Genomic DNA, 17,811 nt, shown 5'->3' on the forward strand with positions numbered 1-17,811 from the left:
AGAAAAGAAAGGAATAAAAAAAGCCTTACAGAATTTGTAAGGCTTTTTGCGGCTCCTCAGGTAGGACTTGAACCTACGACCTACGGATTAACAGTCCGCCGCTCTAACCAACTGAGCTACTAAGGAATTTTCTCAAAAGCGATGCAAATATATGGATTTGTTTGGTTCCTGCAAAATATTTTAGAAGAAATAATTTGAAAAAATCAACGGGACCGGGAGTTACGAAGGGACTATTTTCATAATCAGGTGGATGAAATCGTATTGAAATGTTGTAGATTTGCAGCATAAATAAAAAAGAATAGCTATGGATTATATGAAAGAGTTAAACGTGGCAATCACGGTATGTGATAACGACGGAAATATCTTGATGATGAATGATAAATCTCAAAAAACGAATCACGGTGATCTGGTGGGACAAAACGTGTTGGATTGTCATCCGGAGCCGGCCCGAACGAAATTGCTCGGCTTGATGGAAAATCATTCGACAAATGCTTACACGATTGAAAAGAACGGCGTTAAAAAACTGATCTATCAGACACCCTGGTATGAGAACGGAGAGTACCGGGGACTGGTAGAATTTTCCTTGGAGATACCTTTTGAAATGCCGCATTATATTCGAAAACCCAACAAGGTTTGACGGGATGGAAAATTTATAATAGAAAATGGGTAGCTACTGAAAAGTTACCCTATTTCTTTCGGTTGGATTCCGTCAATGAAAACTCTTTGAAATTCTCTTTTATAAAACTCTTGGGTAGTTTTAGAATGACTTCCCGGTAAGAGTGTTCGATTAACTCCTCGATCAGTTTATCCGATAACGATCCGTGAATGTACACGGTGTTCCAGTGTTTCTTATTGAAATGATACCCCGGGACGATTTCGCTATGCTCTTCCCTTAACATAATCGCTTTTTCCGGTTGACACTTTAAAGCGATCCATTCAAAAGGTAGGATATCGGTACAGGCGAACATTTTGTTGAAGACCTTAAACACCAGCGTGGTTTCATCGAATGGAAACTCTTCTGTCGTGTGCGGAAAGGAGAGGCAAATTTCCCGAAATTCTTCAATATTCATAAATTCTTGTTTTAAGAGTTCTGACAAAAGTATAATTATTTCATGCGGAATAATGTAATGTGTGGGATAAATTCATGAATTTCTTGTATGAGTTTTAATGGAATTTGTTATAAAAACGTTCGGGCAGAACAATTCCGTTTCGGCGTTTTTATCAACTAACGCGATGAGTTGGCTGTTTCTTCTGTGCCTTATCGGGCTCTTGTAAAGGAGGTTCGTGCATTTTGTTTAAGTGTATCTCCCAATGAAAAAAGGGTGCATTTTTCAGTGCACCCTTTTATACCGTTATGGCAAGAATTCGGTTCTCGACAACGAAGTGGAGCAGCAGGGAATCGAACCCTGGTCCAAACACGGAATCCATATGCTTTCTACATGCTTAGCTTTTTATTGGTTTTCGAATACAGCCCGGAAAAGAGCACCCAAACTGTACCTTAGCTTCTGAATGTCACCTGCGCCTCGAAGCATGACGCCGACTAACCCTGTATTGCCTGCACCCCGGATGCCGGTTGGAACAAGGTGGATCCTCCGGCGGGATGTCTTGTCTCCACTATCCTTGAGCGGAGATTAAGCCTGAATCTACTGTGATTCGATTAGGCAGCAAGAGCGTAATTATTTTCGCCAATTAAAATTTTGAGTCCGGGATTAACGGGCCGGCTTCACTACGCCCGACATGCTTACATACCTATTCATCATGCTGTCAAATCCAGGTCTGCCCCATAGTTATGCGACAGCAAAGATAATGAAATATGCGGTATATTGAAGGGATCGGAAGAAAATTATTCGGAGCAATGTTCGATAAGGATCTTTGTTCCTATAGCGATCAGAATGATTCCCCCGAGCAATTCCACATTGATTCCTTTTATTTTTCCGAAGCGGTAACCGAAGCAAACTCCGGCAAGGGATAAAACGAATGTTGTAAAGCCGATAATAAATGAGGGGAGATATATACTGACCTTAAGAAAAGCCATGCTTATTCCGACGGCAAGAGCATCGATACTGGTTGCTACTCCTAAGGTTAATAAGGTTTTGTTCGACAATGAGGCGAAAGAACTCTTCTCTTTCTGAAAAGACTCGTAAATCATTTTGCCTCCCAAGAAAGATAATAGAATGAAAGCAATCCAATGATCGTATGCTGTGATGTACGAACTGAAACTGACTCCCAGAGCCCACCCTGCGAGGGTCATCCCTCCTTGAAAAACCCCCATGGTTAAAGCTAACTTCATGGCTTGTTTCAACCAAAACGGTTTCATAAAAATCCCCCCGCTGATACTTACGGCAAGGCTGTCCATCGCAAGACCAACGGCAATCATAAACATGGTGATGATTCCCATACACAGATATTTTGTACAAAAATATAAAATAGATGGAGATTGTCGGTACAAAAGAGGTAAATCTTCCGTATTTTTGTAGGAGAGCTTAAAGAGTTTAAAATTAAAACAAAAGGAAATGAACTTGCAGACGAAGGTGAATATCACCCCTCCCGATTTTTTGATCGATTACCGTTCCAAACTGATGTTGCTGGGTTCTTGTTTCGCCGAAAACATGGGTAATAAGTTTACTTATTATAAATTCGATGTGGATGTTAACCCTTGCGGCATCGTGTATAATCCCCGTTCGGTAGCCAATGTGCTTCGCCTGATGTTAGACGACAAAAAGTTTCAGGAGTCGGATTTATTACATGAGAATGGGAAATGGATAAGCCTCTATCATCATGGTTGTTTTTCGGATAGAGAACTTATGACGGTATTGAGCCGGATAAACGGAAGATTGGAAGAGGCCCGGGAGAATTTGAAAAGGACGGATTTATTAGTCGTAACATGGGGTACGGCCTGGGTTTATAAATACATGAAGACGGGGATGGTGGTGGCGAATTGTCATAAGATTCCCGCTAAGGAGTTCGAGCGTTATCGGTTGAGTGTCGGGGAGATTGCAGACGAATATATTTCGTTGATCCGTCGCTTGCGGGAGGTGAATCCCGATTTGCGGGTTATGTTTACCGTTAGTCCGATCCGTCACTGGAAAGATGGAGCCGATGGCAATCAATTGAGTAAATCGACATTGTTACTGGCCATTGAGCAAATACGGGAGGCCGTGGAGCTGGTTTATTATTTCCCCGCTTACGAGATTGTATTGGATGAGTTGCGGGATTATCGTTTTTACGCCGAAGATATGCTTCATTTAACCTCGTTTACGGTCGATTATATTTGGGAGCGTTTGTTGTTCAGCTATATCAGTCCGGATGTGTTGGGCGTGATGAATACGATCGGACGAATAAACAAGGGAATAACTCATCGTCCGTTCGATGCGACTTCCGATGATTATCGAAATTTAGTACGAAAACTATTGGCTGCCATTCGAGAGGTTACCCGGATTCATCCAACCGTAAATTTCGCGAGAGAGATAAAGCAACTTGAAGCTTCTCTTACCGTTTGAATGGCAACAAAGAGTCCGGACCGGAAGTCGTATCCTGTTCCTGTACCCGGTTTAATTCTTTTAAATAGATATCTGTTTTTACCGGATAACTGTTAGGATATTTCTTACGGATACGTTTTAAAGCGGGGATTGCTTCGAGGCGGGAATGAAAATTTCCAACCCTGATTTTGAAATCGGGATCAAAGTATTGTAAATAAGCCGGAATATCGGGAAAAAGCTTTTCAAAATCTTCCGTGTATTTTTTTAAACTATCGACGTTTGAATTAAAAGAACTTGCGGATAGTATCTGGATTCGATAGCCTTTGAACGAGTATCCTTTTTTATTATTGGCTATATTTAATCTGACCAATTTTTCGATTCTATGATCTCCGGAGATGTGAATATTTACTCCACCCAAGCGATTGGGTTCCAGTAATTCGCGTATAAAATCAAATTCTTTCTCAACGGGAGGAATCGAGTCGTTTTGCCCCCGACCGTAATTCGCTATCAATAATAATACCGTGACTAAAAGTGCTCTCATTTTTATAAGATGTATTTAATCGTTCGCGTTATAACAATAGGCTACCATGGTCTTTCATGGAATGAACAAAGATAGCATAAATTGTATTGAAATGATAGAAAAATAGATAAATAACATTATTTTTGTCGGATGGGGAAATAATTAAAAGTTCACGTGTAAAAATCATATAGAATGACTCAAGTATCGAATAGCCAAATTGTTGACATATTAAGAAAAGAAGCTAAAGCTGCCTTGGGGTGTACGGAACCCGTGGCTTGTGCCCTTGCCTGTGCTAAATGCAAAGAGGTTTTAGGGAGTACTCCCGAATATTTGGAGGTGCGGGTGAGCGGGAATATATACAAAAACGGAATGGGCGTGGGAATTCCGGGAACGGGGATGGTAGGCCTTCCTATTGCTGCTGCTTTAGGTGCCGTTTGCGGCAAGAGCGAATATGGTTTGGAGGTACTGAAAGAGGTGAACGAAGGGGATAATTTATTATTTGCAAAGGAGTTGGTATCGAAAGTCGTCATTTCCATGAAAGAGGATGCACCCGATAAGTTATACGTGGAAGTGGATGCCCGGAAAGGAGATGATACGGCAAAAGTGATAATCATGAATGACCACACGAATATCGTGTATGTGGAGAAAAACGGGGAGGTTATTTTTAAAAAAGAGTATCGGGTGGATGTCTCTAAATTATCGGAAGATAATTGTCCTGTATTGAGTGTCAGAAGAATATGGGATTTTATTCATGAGGTGGAGTTGAAAGATATCGAATTCGTATTGGAGGGAGCCGAGATGAATAAGGAGATTGCTTCGGAAGGATTGAGAAAGGAGTATGGGTTGCAAATCGGTAAAACTTTACAGGAAAATATCGATAAAGGAGTATTGGAAAATGATTTGTTGAACAATGCTTTGATTCAGGCTACGGCTGCTTCCGATGCTCGTATGGACGGGTGCCCGAAGCCTGTAATGACCAATTCCGGTAGCGGTAACCAAGGCATTACGGTGTATATGCCTGTTATTGTTGCGGCAGAAAAATTCGGTTCATCGAGAGAGCAGTTGGTGCGGGCTTTGGCCATGAGTAATTTGATTGCGGCTCATATTCACTCCTACATGGGGCATCTTTCGGCTCTTTGCGGTATTCTGATTGCCGGGACCGGGGCTGCATCTGCCATAACTTACCTGATGGGCGGGAGTTACGAGCAAGTCGTAAATGCTATAAAAACGATGTGTTCCAATTTGACGGGAATGATGTGCGACGGAGCAAAGCAGGGATGTGCTTTAAAAGTATACTCCGGGGTCTCCGCTGCCGTGCAGGCGGCTTTATTAGCCATGCGGGGAATTCAAACCCATGATGACGGGATCATAGAGGACGATATTGAAAAGACGATCCGAAATGTCGGGTTGATCGGAACGGCCGGAATGGAAGAAACGGATAAGACAATATTGAATATTATGTGTCGTAAGGGAAGTAAATAGTCTCCCTTTTTCCTATCTTTGTGTAGAAGAAATTGTCTTGCAAGCAAAGAGAAATGGTTTCCTATGTAAATATACATACGCACTGCGGAGGGGGCGGGGTCAATATATTGGACGTCGGAGAACTTTATGCCGGTTTGAAGATCGAATTGAAGAAGAGGCGTTCGGGAGGGGAGCGATTTTTCTATTCCGTAGGTTGGCATCCGATGAAAAAACTCGCGAGAAAAAGGGAAGAAATTTTGAAGGAGTTGGGGCAAATGATCGCCTTAAAAGAGGTTGTCGCCGTGGGAGAATGTGGTTTGGACCGGAGATCTGCCGTGTTATTTTCAGATCAGATCCCCTTGTTGATAGGACAGGTCGAGTTAGCGGAACAGGCGCGAAAACCTTTGATTATTCATTGCGTTAAGGCCTATCCCGATTTGATCCGGATTCGTAAGGGCATGAAAACGACGGTCCCTTGGATTATTCATGGTTTTAATAATAATGAACAGATTCTTAATCAGTTATTGGAACACGGTTTTTATATTTCGGTAGGGCCTCAGCTGTTGAATCCTCATTCGAACGCATTTCGCTTGTTAAGAAAGATTCCGTTGTACGCTCTTTTTTTGGAGAGTGATGACCGGGACGTCCGGATCGAGGCGATATACGAATCTGCGGCTTCTGAATTGGGAGTTGGAGAAGAGGAGTTGAAGCGGGTTATTTGGGATAATTATAAAAAAGTGATAGAGATAAGGTATGATGACGGAATGGTTAAGTAGGACGGAATTGTTAATCGGGAAAGAGGCATTGAAGAAATTGCAGGAAGCTCACGTGTTGGTCGCGGGGTTAGGGGGGGTAGGTGCTTATGCCGCGGAACAGTTGTGTCGTGCGGGAATAGGAGAGATGACGATTATTGACGGGGATTGCGTGGAGGAGACCAATAAAAATCGTCAACTGCCTGCTTTAGATGGTAACATGGGCAAGCCTAAGGCCGAAGTTATGGCCGCTCGCTTTCGGGATATAAATCCGGAAATACGATTGCATGTTATCAATGATTATATCCGGGACGATCGGATGATTGAAGTGTTGAAGATGGCTTCTTATGATTATATTGTGGATGCGATCGACACGTTGGCCCCTAAAATTTTTTTGATATACCACAGTTTGCAGAACGGTTACTCTATCGTGAGCTCGATGGGGTCCGGGGGAAAGTTCGATCCTACGCAAATACGGATTGCGGATATTTCTAAATCCTATAATTGTAATTTGGCAAGAATGCTGAGGAAGAGATTACATAAATTAGGTGTGTATAAAGGGGTAAAAGTCGTTTTCTCCCCGGAAGAGGTCGATCCTGAAGCGGTGGTTCTAAGCGAGGGTGAAAATAAGAAATCCAATGTGGGAACGATCTCTTATATGCCGCCTGCATTCGGTTGTTTTTGCGCCTCTGTCGTGATTCGTGATTTGATAGGGAAATAAAAGAAAAGCGGTCATTGACCGCTTTTCTTTTATTAGGCCCGAAGTTTCTGGGCACTTAATTTTTGTAACCTGCTTTCGGCATACTCTTTGGTGATAGTGACGGTCTCGCATTTTTGCGAGGGAATCTCGAACATCAGGTCTGTCATGATCGCTTCGCAAATGGAACGAAGTCCGCGTGCCCCCAATTTGAATTCGATCGCTTTATCGACAATGTATTCGAATACCTCTTCATCGAAATTCAATTGTATATGATCCAGATCGAACAATTTCACGTATTGGCGGATAATGGCATTCTTGGGTTCCGTGAGAATATTCCTCAGGGCTTGTCTGTCTAACGGTTCCAAATAAGTCAATACCGGCAGACGCCCGATGATTTCCGGAATGAGCCCGAATGATTTTAAATCTTGAGGGGCAATGTATTGAAGCATATTGTCCCGGTCGATGGTTTCCGTCTCTTTGCTGGCAGTAAAGCCTACCACCTGGGTGTTCATTCTTTGGGCTATCTTTTTCTCGATACCATCGAAAGCCCCACCGCAGATAAATAGAATATTTTTCGTATTTACCGGTATCAATTTTTGTTCCGGGTGTTTGCGTCCTCCTTGGGGCGGGACATTTACGATCGAGCCTTCCAGTAGTTTTAACAGCCCTTGTTGTACTCCCTCTCCGCTGACATCCCGGGTAATGGAAGGGTTGTCTCCTTTGCGGGCGATCTTGTCTATTTCATCGATAAACACGATCCCCTTCTCGGCGGCTTCCACGTCGTAATCGGCGGCTTGAAGCAATCGCGTCAATATGGATTCGATATCTTCTCCCACGTAGCCGGCCTCCGTTAAAACCGTGGCGTCCACGATGGTAAAAGGAACATGCAACATTTTGGCAATGGTACGGGCCAACAGGGTTTTTCCCGTTCCTGTTCTGCCGACCATAATGATATTCGATTTCTCTATTTCGACGTCATCCTGAGTCTCTTTTTGGGCCAAACGTTTGTAATGGTTATACACGGCTACGGCTAAATGTTTTTTAGCCTCGTCTTGCCCGATCACGTATTGATCCATGAATTCCTTGATCTCGATCGGTTTTTTTACTTCGATCTGATCCAAATTTAACGAAGAGGTATGATTTTTTTGTTCTTCCTGTACGATATCGTACGCTTGTGTTGCACACATATCACAGATAAAACCGTCCACACCCGATATAAGAAGATCCACTTCATCTCTGGATCTTCCGCAAAAAGAGCACTTGTCCTGCATCATTTATTTTTCTCTGGTTAATACCACATCGATCATGCCGTAGTTTTTAGCTTCCTCGGCAGTCATCCAGTAATCTCGATCGGAATCCTTTTCCACTTTTTTGAACGGGTTTCCGGAATGATCGGCAATAATCGTGTATAGTTCTTTTTTCAATTTGGCAATTTCACGTGCCGTGATCTCGATATCGGATGCTTGTCCTGAGGCTCCACCCATGGGTTGGTGAATCATTACCCGGGAGTGTTGCAGGGCAGAACGTTTCCCTTTAGTTCCGGCTGTCAGGAGCACGGCTCCCATGGAAGCTGCCATTCCGGTACAGATAGTTGCCACGTCACATTTTATATATTGCATGGTGTCGTATATCCCCAAACCGGCATACACGGAACCTCCGGGCGTGTTGAAATAAATCTGGATGTCTTTTCCGGGATCCGTGGATTCCAGAAAAAGAAGTTGAGCCATAATGATATTGGCCACATCATCGTCGATAGGTGTACCTAAAAAAATAATCCGGTCCATCATCAAACGGGAAAATACGTCCATCGTGGCGATGTTCAATTGACGCTCTTCGATGATGGTCGGAGATATATAGCTTGCCGTGGCAGATTCGAATCGGTGCAGGTTTAAGCTGCTAATGCCTTTATGTTTCGTGGCATATTTTTGAAATTCATTTTTTGGAAACATATTACTTTAATTTAATCCGCCGCTAAGTTACGAAAAAACGAAGCGAAAGACAAGTATGTAACAAAGATTAACCGGGTGGTGACTATCCGGGGCTGATCGGGTAAAGGTGCGGGAATATGCCGTACGTGTAGAGGTCGTCTATAAAGAGCTTTCGATTGGAAAATAGGTAAAGGTTTTTATAGTAATAAAAAATTCTTATTTTTGAATACAATAAAATCATATTTGTTTTCTGTTCGGGAACGAAGGAATTCTAAATTAGATTGTAATAATGAGAAATAATATAAATAGTTGATTATTAGTGTGAATTATTGTTTGCGCCAATAAAAACTTTTGGGAGGATTTTAAAGATAATAAGCAGCAAAATATAAAATATGGATTTGTTTGAAAGGATAAAAGCGGGCGATAGAGTGGCGTTTAAGACTCTTTTTGATCTATATTATAAGGATTTGTTGCGGGTCGCTGTTTATTACGTGCGTGATTTCGAGGTGGCTAAGGACATCGTTCAGGAACTTTATACGAAATTGTGGGAAAACCGTGATGCTTTGCAGAGGGTGGAAAATGAACGGGGATATTTAAGAAATAGTACGCGGAATCGTTGTCTGAATTACCGGGAACACAGTTTGGTCGTGGATAAATACCAACGATCGTACGTGGAGGAAGAGTGTGAAGAAGAGCCGGAGGAGTTGATTCAAAACGTAAAACGTTTACTGGAACGTTTGCCGGAAAAGAGACGGAAGATTTTGGAATTAAGTATTGTCGAGTCCAAATCTTACGCGGAGATCGCACAAGAGCAGGGTGTTATGATAAATACGGTCAAAGATCATATTCGTAAAGCCTACGCTTTTATAAGGGAAAATACTTCAAAAGAAAAATTGAAATCCATATTGTTTTTTTTATTTCGAAAAAAATAAAAATTAACATTTCCGAGCCCCACCATTTGGAGAGATTCCTGTCATTTATATAAAATTGTTTTAAACAAATGTATAAAAAATGACGACCGAAAAGGGAGTAGAAGGGATCATTTATGATAAGTTGTGTGGCGAATCGCTTTCCGCTGAAGAGGAGGGTTTGTTTATGGAGTGGTATGCTTTGCCCGAACATCGGAAACAATATCACGAATTGGAGCGAATAAAATTCGCTGTATATATCGCGGGGTGTGAACGCAAAATCGTTTTGGCAAGAGAGTGGCAAAAAATTCATCAGAAAATAGATGAAAAGAGAATCGTCCCGGTATGGATACGCTATGCCGCCGTGTTTATTCTTCTTTTCGGAGTGGGGATTCTATGGTGGAATCCAATGGAGAAAAACGAGTTCGTTTCGGATAATCCGGTAGTCGTGCCCGGTAAAAAGCAAGCCATTCTGACGTTATCCAACGGTAAAAAAATAGTGCTTGGCGATTCGTTGGTAAAACCTGTCACGGAAGAGAAAGGAGTGGTCATTCGAGGACTTTCCGGAAATAGGTTGGCCTATGATATCGTGGGGGAGGAGGCAAAACGGACCTATAACCGGATTGCGGTACCCCGGGGAGGCGAATACGTTCTGACTCTATCCGACGGTTCCGTCGTGTGGTTGAATTCGGAGAGTTCGCTCTATTATCCGATTGTTTTTACCGGAGACACCCGTGAGGTTACCTTGACGGGAGAGGGTTTTTTTGATGTGAAAAAAGCGGATGGAAAGCCTTTTATCGTGAATTCGGAAAAAATGAATGTTCGCGTGTTGGGGACTCAATTCAATGTAAGAGTATATCCTGAAGAGAGCCAACATACCACTTTGGTAAAGGGGGCTGTTGAGGTAAAGGATGGAAAACAAGCGGTACGACTGATCCCCGGACAACAAGTCTCTTTGGAACAAGATTCTATGGTCGTTCGGGAGGTAGATCCTATGGATTACGTTGCCTGGCGGTACGGGGAATTTAACTTCAGGCAATGTCGGTTGGGGGAGTTGTTCGAAGAGTTGGCCAGATGGTACGATCTGAATCTGTTCTTTGTTAATCCGGAAGTGAAGGAGTATGTTTTCACGGCTTCTTTTAAGCGAAGTACTCCGGTGGATGAAGTCATATCTATTTTAGAAAAAACGAAAAACATTAAAGTCGAATTAAAAGGGAAAACATTAAAAGTCACAAAAAATTGTCAGAATTAAAAAAATCGGGAGATGTTGGCGTATCCCCCGATCGGTAAAATTCCTTGTCAGAGGAATTTTAAAGTCTAATCATTAACAACAAAACTATGAAAAATCTAAGAGAAAAACTCATTTGGATTATGATTAAATTTAAATTGTTTTGCCTCGTCATGGCTTTGGGCATTTCGGGACTGAATGCGAAAGTCTGGTCACAGCAGGAAAAATTGAGTTTAACGATGAATGGGGATCTTGTTCAGTTATTTGAAAAGATTCAGAAACAGACCAGTTTCAGATTCGTTTTTAACCATGCTGATGTGAAAGGATACCAATTGAAGGGTGAGGTCAAGGAAAAAACTGTTTCTGAAATTCTGGATTGGGCATTAGCGAATAAGCCGTTGAAATACGAAATCGTTAATGAGCATGTAATTATTTATTATGAGTCGGCTAAACCGGCACAGGATTCAGTAAAGATGGTAAATATAAAAGGGACGGTGCGTGATGAAGGCGGTTTGCTTTTGCCTGGGGTTTCGGTTATGATAAAGGGTACGTTGGTCGGTGTCGCCACGGGTAATGACGGAAAGTTTACCTTGAATGTTCCAGTGAGAGATACGGTAATACTTGTTTTCTCGTTCGTGGGGATGAAGACTTTGGAAGTAAAATTCGATCCGAACAAAACGGAATATAACGTGGTAATGAAGGACGAGCAGGTGGCTTTGGATGATGTCGTGATCACCGGATTTCGACAAACAACAAGACAAAAAGCGACGGGCTCCGTGGCTGTCCTAACGAAAGAGAATTTTGCCAATAAAGCTCAACCGACAGTGGATAATTTGCTTCAGGGGCAGATTGCGGGTGTGAGCGTACAGGCCATATCCGGACGTCCGGGTGAGTCGGCTAAGATACGGATCAGGGGAACCAGTACATTTAGCGGGGATGCCGATCCGTTATGGGTTATAGACGGGGTTCCGTTGCAACAAACTTTTCCTAATATTTCGACAACTCAAATTAAATCCGGCGATTTCAGTACGCTTTTTTTGAACGGAATCGGGGGAGTAAACCCGAATGATATAGAGAATGTGACGGTATTGAAAGATGCCGCGGCTGCAGCTATTTACGGTTCCCGTGCGGCCGGAGGTGTTATCGTTGTGACGACCAAGAAGGGGAAAGCCGGAAAGATGCGGGTCAATTACGCGGGTAATGTTACCATTGTAGGAAAACCGCAACGGGATGGAAATCTGATGAATTCGTCCGAAAAATTGGCATGGGAACAGGAGTTGTGGGATGAATTCTCCGCGGAAAAGTACAATGAGGGCCTTCGTTATCCGGTTGTGGGTATTGTCGGTATGTTACGCTCCGGTCGGTTGGGAAAGGACGGCAAGTTCAAAGGTGATAATGGTTACGAACCGATGAGTGCGGAAGAACAGGATGCTTACCTTCGGGAGTTGAGCGGGCACACGACGAATTGGTTTGACGAATTGTTCCGTACTACGGTTTCGACCAGCCACCATCTGTCTCTTTCGGGAGGTGCTGAGCGTTCTACTTATTATATTGCATTAGGGTATTCGAAAGATAATGGGGTGTTGAAAAAAACGGATTATGACCGATATAATTTCAATGCCAAAATTAATTTAATGCCGATAGACCAATTGAAATTGGATTTTGGTTTTGATTTGGCCCAGCAGAAATCCGGAGGTTCTTCTTTGAACGTAGATCCTTTCAAATATGCTTATTTTGCCAATCCCTACGAACGTCCCTATAACGAAGACGGAAGTTACCGGGCGGACGTGACTTATTATTCGTTACCCAAGATGAATGATGCATCGAGTACGACGTTATTGCCGCCCAACGGATTTAATATTATGCGGGAGATCGATGAAACTTCCAGTAAGGTAAATAATTTCTCAACCACCTTGCGAATGGGAGTAGAGTATCGCTTTATCGAGAAATTGAAATTTGCAGGATTGGCTTCCTATACTTTTACCAATAATAAAACGGATAATGTCAATGGGATCAATACCTATGCGGCTTACGCCGATCGGTTTAGTTTCGATCGTAAAAATCCGGACAGGGTATACGGTTCGATTACACAGACTTCCGGGAACAACAGCAGTTATTTCCTAAGGGGACATTTCATGTATGACGACCTGTACGGTGAGAATCATCGTTTGTCCCTATTGGCCGGAGCCGAGATACGGGGAACAAAGGCTAAAAGCATGTATGCCAAACGGTATGGTTACGATCCGGTAACGGGTAATTCCTCCATTCCCATCCCCTCTAAACCCGCGAGTGGAGATAATATCAGTTATTCCGATCTGGAATCTTTTGCGGCAATCGTGGACCAGCTTTCAGGAGAAAACGTGATCGAGAATCGTTTTGCTTCTTTCTATGCTTCATTGGATTACTATCTGATGGAACGCTATATCTTTAGTTTCTCGTTCAGAACGGACGGATCAAATCATTTCGGTAGCGACGAACAATTCAATCCGACGTGGTCGTTGGGTGCCGTATGGCATTTGGGAGACGAGAACTTCATGGCTCCTTTGAAGCCGGTATTGAACCGGGTGGCTTTACGGGCAGCTTTCGGTTACACGGGTAACGTGAATACCTCTTATAGTCCGGAATTAATCATGAACTACGATAAGGTAAATCGTAAATTCGGTAACGGTTTGCGGATGGCTACCGTGTATAATGCTCCTAATCCGAATTTAAGATGGGAGAAAACAAAGGATATGAAGTTAGCGTTGGATTTCGGTTTATGGAATGACCGGATTTCCGGTTTGGTGGAGTGGTATTATCGATTGAGTTCCGATGTGGCGACCGACGTGAAGGTGTTGACGACAACCGGATTCAATCATCAGGGATATAATACTTCCGAGATAGAGAATAAGGGGGTCGAGGGAACGCTGAACGTGAAGGTATTGGATGGAAAAGATTTTAAATTGAAAGTTTCGGCAAATGTGGCCTGGAATCAGAATAAGTTGAAAAAATATAATCCTCCTGCCTCCACCTATTACTCCTACGAGGGATTCCCCCTGAGCGGTATATTCGGCGGAAGGGTAACGGGTATCGATCCTCAAAACGGGATGTACTTGTTCGAATTGCGTCCGGATGCTGAAATCAATCAGGCCACGGATTTGCATAAAGGCGATAATTACCGTTTTTATTTGGGAACGAATATCGCTCCCGTTACCGGAGGTTTCAATGTGAATTTTTCCTATAAAAATGTCAGTTTGAATGTAGGTGGCTCTTATTCGTCCGGGGCAAAGGTGATAAACAATCTTGCTTCTCCGGCCAGTTATAGCCGGGTGGGCTCTTCTTCCGGAGATTATGAACCCGTTCAGTCGGATTATAATGATTTGTATACCAATCATCTGAATGTTCAGCGGGACCGGACGAACCGGTGGACACCGACTCGCACGACGGGAGTGAAGTACGGACGTATTATCGATAGTTTCGGCGACCGGTTGTATTTGGATTATTATAATCCGACGGAGACGGTGATTACGCGGGGAATTATGCTGGAGAATGTCTCTTATCTGCGTATCCAGAACATCTCGATCGCTTATAATTTGGGAACGGAGGTATTGAATAAATTGAAATTGTCTTCTATGGGCTTCATGTTGACGATGAATAATTTCTTTACTATTACGAATTATTCGGGACTTGATCCGGAAACACCGGGAGCTACCTATCCGAAGACCCGTTCCGTGACTTTAGGTATAACCGTTGGATTCTAAAAATGACAGGATATGAAAAATTTGAAATTATATATATTATTGGTATTTAGCTTTTGCTGTTCTTGTAAAGATTATTTGGATGTCAAAGAACAGGGTGTTGCTATTCCCAAAAGCGCCGAAGAGTTTTCGGCTATTCTCCATGCCCGACTGAACGATATGGATTACGGGAGCGAGGAGGTCGTTTTGGGAAATGCGAGGACCATTCTGAATTATGAATGTTATGGTGATAATCAGAATACGAATTTGTCGACGGCAGGAATCTCGTTGCCTATATACGTAGGGTCGAAAATCAATGATTTCCAGTCTGATTACGAGGAGTTATATGCCGTGATCCGGGATTGCAACCTGATTTTGGATAACATGGAACAACGGGAGTCTGAATTGGGAAAGAATGTTTTAGGAACAGCTTATGCTTTGAGAGCCGTTTGTTATTATAACCTGATGCGTAATTTTTGCGAACCTTATGACCCGCAAACAGCTGAAGATAGGTTGGGCTTACCGATTGTCAGTACATTCGATATGGAAGCAAAGCCTGTTCGCTCCGATTTGAAAACTACGGCAAAATTTATCGAAGAGGATTTGAAAAAAGCCATTACTTATAATGTCCGGGAAGGGATGTATCGTTTTACGGCGGATGTGGCGAAGGCTTATTTAGCCCGGCTTTATTTCTGGTGTCAGGATTGGGGTAATGCTATTCCGGTAGCAAAAGAGATTTTAGAAAAATATCCCTTGTTGTCGGGGCAGGAGTATACGGATATGATTCAGAGTCAGAACACTCAAAAAGGAAATATTTTGTTAAGATCTTACGTGATTTCCGGGGATTTTTATTCAGATTCGGATTACGCGGATGCGAAGAGAGATGCTAAATACCGCCCTGCGAGAAAAGAGTTTGTGGATCTGTTTGTCGAGAAAGGAAGAGACGTGCGTTACGCTATCTCTTTCGATGAGAAAAGGTTGAATATGAAAAATATTTTTTCCGGAGTACGTAGTGCGGAGATGTGCTTGATACTGGCCGAGTCTTACGCTCATCAAAGTAATGGGACATCGGAAGCCTTGTCGTATTTAAACCAGTTACGGGAGAAACGGATTAGCGATTACGTCCCCTATACCCTTGAAACTTTGCCGGAGGTAAACCCGAATGCCCGGATTAAGGTGGATGCGACCGGAGCCTCTTTGACCAAATTGATGTCGGCTATTTTCGATGAACGTCGGAAAGAGTTGTATATGGAAGGAGACCGTTGGTTTGAGTTGAAACGAAACGGACGCCCGGAATTCTGGGTTGCAAGAAACGGATTGAAGTACGAGACGAGTACCTATCTGTACACGGCTCCCTTGCCTAAAAATGATATCGCCCTGTTACCGGGATTGATTCAAAATGAAGGATATGAATAATAGTGTCAAACGAAACAAAACAGGTAGAATTATGAAAAAGCTAATATATATTTTGGTTATGGGCGGGATGTTCTCTTTTATCGGTTGCGGCGATGTCGGAGATTATCCTAAAAAGTCCGATGATTATAAAAATGTGGATCCTTATGTATTGCCTAAAGCAAAGGTGTTGACTCAGGAGGAGCGGGATGCGGTTCAGGCGGAACGGGATGAGTATACAACGGCTACGGAAGTGGAGTAGTTCGAATGATCTTCTAATAATTAAAATGAAAGCATATGAAAAATATATTGTTTCTATTCGCTCTGTTCACTTTCGGTTGTTTGGCAACAGGGTGTAACGATGATGATGATAAAGATTCGACCCTATCTTTTGACCGGGCCGTGTATATTTTACAAGCGGAGGCTCCGTTAGAGGTTACCCTTTTAGCATCTGTTCCGGCGAGCGAAGCTTTTTCGGTCCCTTTTGATATTACGGGAACAGCTGTTTTAGATGAAGATTATACGATTTCGGCCCGTCAATTCGAATTTAAACCGGGGGAGTCGAGCGCAAAAATAGTGATTACGCCTAAAGACAATCTTAACGAGGGACGTGAGATCAAGTTGGCCTTGAAACCGGTATCCGGATACCGGTTGTGGAATAATAAGATCGCCATGATTCCGATAGAATTGAAAGAACGCTTCAGTTGTTCTTTTATGAAGGCAAAAGCCGAATTGACGCAAAAATTGGATGTGGAAATACAGATTAGCGGAGAATTGAACAGTAATAGCGTGCCTTCCGTGGATTTGCATTTACCGTTTATTTTTACCGAAGCGACAACCGCCGAATTAGGAAAACATTTTTCTATTGAAGGAGATGTGAATGAATTTGTTATTCCGGCGGGCCAGAAAAAAGCTAAAATCAGCATTAACTTTTTGGCATTGGAAGCCGGAAAAGACATAATCGAACTGGAGTTAGATCCGGATGCCCGCTTTTTTGTCGGAGACTACAATAGGCTGACGATTAAAATCGTAGGTCCTTCTTTTTATGAGCGGATGTTAGGAAAATGGGCTTTCAAGGAGTTTGCCAGCTACGAGTTTATCGTCGGATGGTGCGAGTATCCGAACGATTTGGATAATATGCCGTTGGATAACCGTCCGGATGATATCCTGGAATTTATATCCGGAGAGAAAGACGAGTTAAAAGTACATATGACCGGAGATCTGCGGAAGTATTTCCGGGATAGCGAGGTGACCTTCCTCGGGGAGATAGAGGATGAGGTGAGTGATTTGGAAGATATTATATTGCTGCCTTATATGGAGTTGAGTAATGTAAACGTTACCTTCTCCGACAATCAGACGGATATACGTCCTGCCAGAGTCGGATTCCGAGTGCTCGATAGCGGTAAAACGCTTGAAGTGCATATCGTGGATTTCGAGCCTGTCGATTTCTTGCAGGATACTTATGCCGATTGGGGAGACGAAATTGCTTATTTCTACCGAATGAGGTATCTTTTCACGAAGGTGGAAGAGTAAAAGGATTTTTCGAGTAGAGGGTGCATCGTCTTGTGTATGTGTTTAAATAAGAAGGTCGTGATACTGAAAAGTATCGCGACTTTTTTATAATGATAAAAATGCTATCGTTAAATGTAGGGTAAAAATCGATACTTTGGAGAAGGTTTGCGATGTTTCTAAAATATATCGATTGTTGTTTTATGCTTATTTTATTG

16 protein-coding genes, 1 tRNA gene and 1 other RNA gene are annotated in these 17,811 nt (G+C 42.7%); 11 read left to right on the plus strand and 7 right to left on the minus strand.

Annotated features, from left to right (window positions below):
- Positions 1-52: 52 nt before the first annotated feature.
- A tRNA-Asn gene (locus NVS78_RS04455) sits at positions 53-126 on the minus strand.
- Positions 127-304: 178 nt separating this feature from the next.
- On the opposite strand from NVS78_RS04455, the gene NVS78_RS04460 reads away from it, so the two are divergent.
- On the plus strand, positions 305-637 hold the full coding sequence (locus NVS78_RS04460; protein ID WP_286358095.1) for a transcriptional regulator: 333 nt from the start codon (positions 305-307) through the stop codon (positions 635-637).
- A 49-nt stretch (positions 638-686) separates the two neighbouring features.
- Here NVS78_RS04460 and NVS78_RS04465 read toward each other — a convergent pair whose 3' ends face one another.
- The 3 genes from NVS78_RS04465 to NVS78_RS04475 form a co-directional block, all read right to left on the minus strand.
- Positions 687-1,070, minus strand: coding sequence for an MmcQ/YjbR family DNA-binding protein (locus NVS78_RS04465; RefSeq protein ID WP_286358096.1), 384 nt, complete (start codon positions 1,068-1,070; stop codon positions 687-689).
- A 311-nt stretch (positions 1,071-1,381) separates the two neighbouring features.
- Positions 1,382-1,783, minus strand: a transfer-messenger RNA (tmRNA) gene (ssrA, locus tag NVS78_RS04470).
- Positions 1,784-1,843: 60 nt separating this feature from the next.
- Complete coding sequence (locus NVS78_RS04475; protein WP_286358097.1) at positions 1,844-2,398, minus strand: manganese efflux pump MntP; 555 nt, start codon at positions 2,396-2,398, stop codon at positions 1,844-1,846.
- Positions 2,399-2,513: 115 nt separating this feature from the next.
- On the opposite strand from NVS78_RS04475, the gene NVS78_RS04480 reads away from it, so the two are divergent.
- Positions 2,514-3,500: a GSCFA domain-containing protein gene (locus NVS78_RS04480; RefSeq protein WP_286358098.1), complete on the plus strand. Its 987-nt coding sequence runs from the start codon at positions 2,514-2,516 to the stop codon at positions 3,498-3,500.
- Here NVS78_RS04480 and NVS78_RS04485 read toward each other — a convergent pair.
- Positions 3,490-4,020 carry an SPOR domain-containing protein gene (locus NVS78_RS04485; RefSeq protein ID WP_286358099.1) on the minus strand — a complete coding sequence of 177 codons (531 nt, stop codon included), beginning with the start codon at positions 4,018-4,020 and terminating at the stop codon, positions 3,490-3,492. The genes NVS78_RS04480 and NVS78_RS04485 overlap by 11 nt on opposite strands.
- 171 nt (positions 4,021-4,191) lie before the next feature.
- On the opposite strand from NVS78_RS04485, the gene NVS78_RS04490 reads away from it, so the two are divergent.
- The 3 genes from NVS78_RS04490 to NVS78_RS04500 are packed head-to-tail and all read left to right on the plus strand — an operon-like array spanning position 4,192 to position 6,933.
- The gene (locus NVS78_RS04490; RefSeq protein ID WP_286358100.1) at positions 4,192-5,481 is read left to right on the plus strand and encodes an L-cysteine desulfidase family protein; all 1,290 of its coding nucleotides are present in this window, start codon (positions 4,192-4,194) and stop codon (positions 5,479-5,481) included.
- 53 nt (positions 5,482-5,534) lie between these two features.
- Entirely contained in the window at positions 5,535-6,236 is a 702-nt protein-coding gene (locus NVS78_RS04495; RefSeq protein WP_286358101.1) for a TatD family hydrolase, read from the plus strand.
- The gene (locus NVS78_RS04500; RefSeq protein ID WP_286358461.1) at positions 6,217-6,933 is read left to right on the plus strand and encodes a tRNA threonylcarbamoyladenosine dehydratase; all 717 of its coding nucleotides are present in this window, start codon (positions 6,217-6,219) and stop codon (positions 6,931-6,933) included. Before NVS78_RS04495 ends, NVS78_RS04500 begins: the two co-directional genes overlap by 20 nt.
- Positions 6,934-6,965: 32 nt before the next feature.
- On the opposite strand, the gene clpX is transcribed toward NVS78_RS04500, so the two are convergent.
- Entirely contained in the window at positions 6,966-8,183 is a 1,218-nt protein-coding gene (gene clpX / locus NVS78_RS04505) for an ATP-dependent Clp protease ATP-binding subunit ClpX (RefSeq protein ID WP_286358462.1), read from the minus strand.
- 3 nt (positions 8,184-8,186) lie between these two features.
- Entirely contained in the window at positions 8,187-8,861 is a 675-nt protein-coding gene (gene clpP, locus NVS78_RS04510) for an ATP-dependent Clp endopeptidase proteolytic subunit ClpP (protein ID WP_041502690.1), read from the minus strand.
- 371 nt (positions 8,862-9,232) lie between these two features.
- Here clpP and NVS78_RS04515 point away from each other — a divergent pair, with 371 nt between their 5' ends.
- The 6 genes from NVS78_RS04515 (at position 9,233) to NVS78_RS04540 (ending at position 17,617) form a co-directional block, all read left to right on the plus strand.
- Positions 9,233-9,772, plus strand: a complete 540-nt coding sequence (locus tag NVS78_RS04515) for an RNA polymerase sigma-70 factor (RefSeq protein WP_041502691.1) — start codon at positions 9,233-9,235, stop codon at positions 9,770-9,772.
- Positions 9,773-9,851: 79 nt separating this feature from the next.
- Positions 9,852-11,000 carry a FecR family protein gene (locus tag NVS78_RS04520; protein ID WP_286358102.1) on the plus strand — a complete coding sequence of 383 codons (1,149 nt, stop codon included), beginning with the start codon at positions 9,852-9,854 and terminating at the stop codon, positions 10,998-11,000.
- Between the two features lie 119 nt (positions 11,001-11,119).
- Positions 11,120-14,716: a SusC/RagA family TonB-linked outer membrane protein gene (locus NVS78_RS04525; RefSeq protein ID WP_286358103.1), complete on the plus strand. Its 3,597-nt coding sequence runs from the start codon at positions 11,120-11,122 to the stop codon at positions 14,714-14,716.
- 12 nt (positions 14,717-14,728) lie between these two features.
- Positions 14,729-16,108, plus strand: coding sequence for a RagB/SusD family nutrient uptake outer membrane protein (locus NVS78_RS04530; protein ID WP_286358104.1), 1,380 nt, complete (start codon positions 14,729-14,731; stop codon positions 16,106-16,108).
- A 31-nt stretch (positions 16,109-16,139) separates the two neighbouring features.
- Entirely contained in the window at positions 16,140-16,346 is a 207-nt protein-coding gene (locus NVS78_RS04535; protein ID WP_146216442.1) for a hypothetical protein, read from the plus strand.
- A 35-nt stretch (positions 16,347-16,381) separates the two neighbouring features.
- Complete coding sequence (locus NVS78_RS04540) at positions 16,382-17,617, plus strand: hypothetical protein (protein WP_286358105.1); 1,236 nt, start codon at positions 16,382-16,384, stop codon at positions 17,615-17,617.
- Positions 17,618-17,811: the final 194 nt, after the last annotated feature.

This window comes from Gabonibacter chumensis (assembly GCF_024741215.1).
GTDB lineage: Bacteria > Bacteroidota > Bacteroidia > Bacteroidales > Marinifilaceae > Gabonibacter > Gabonibacter massiliensis.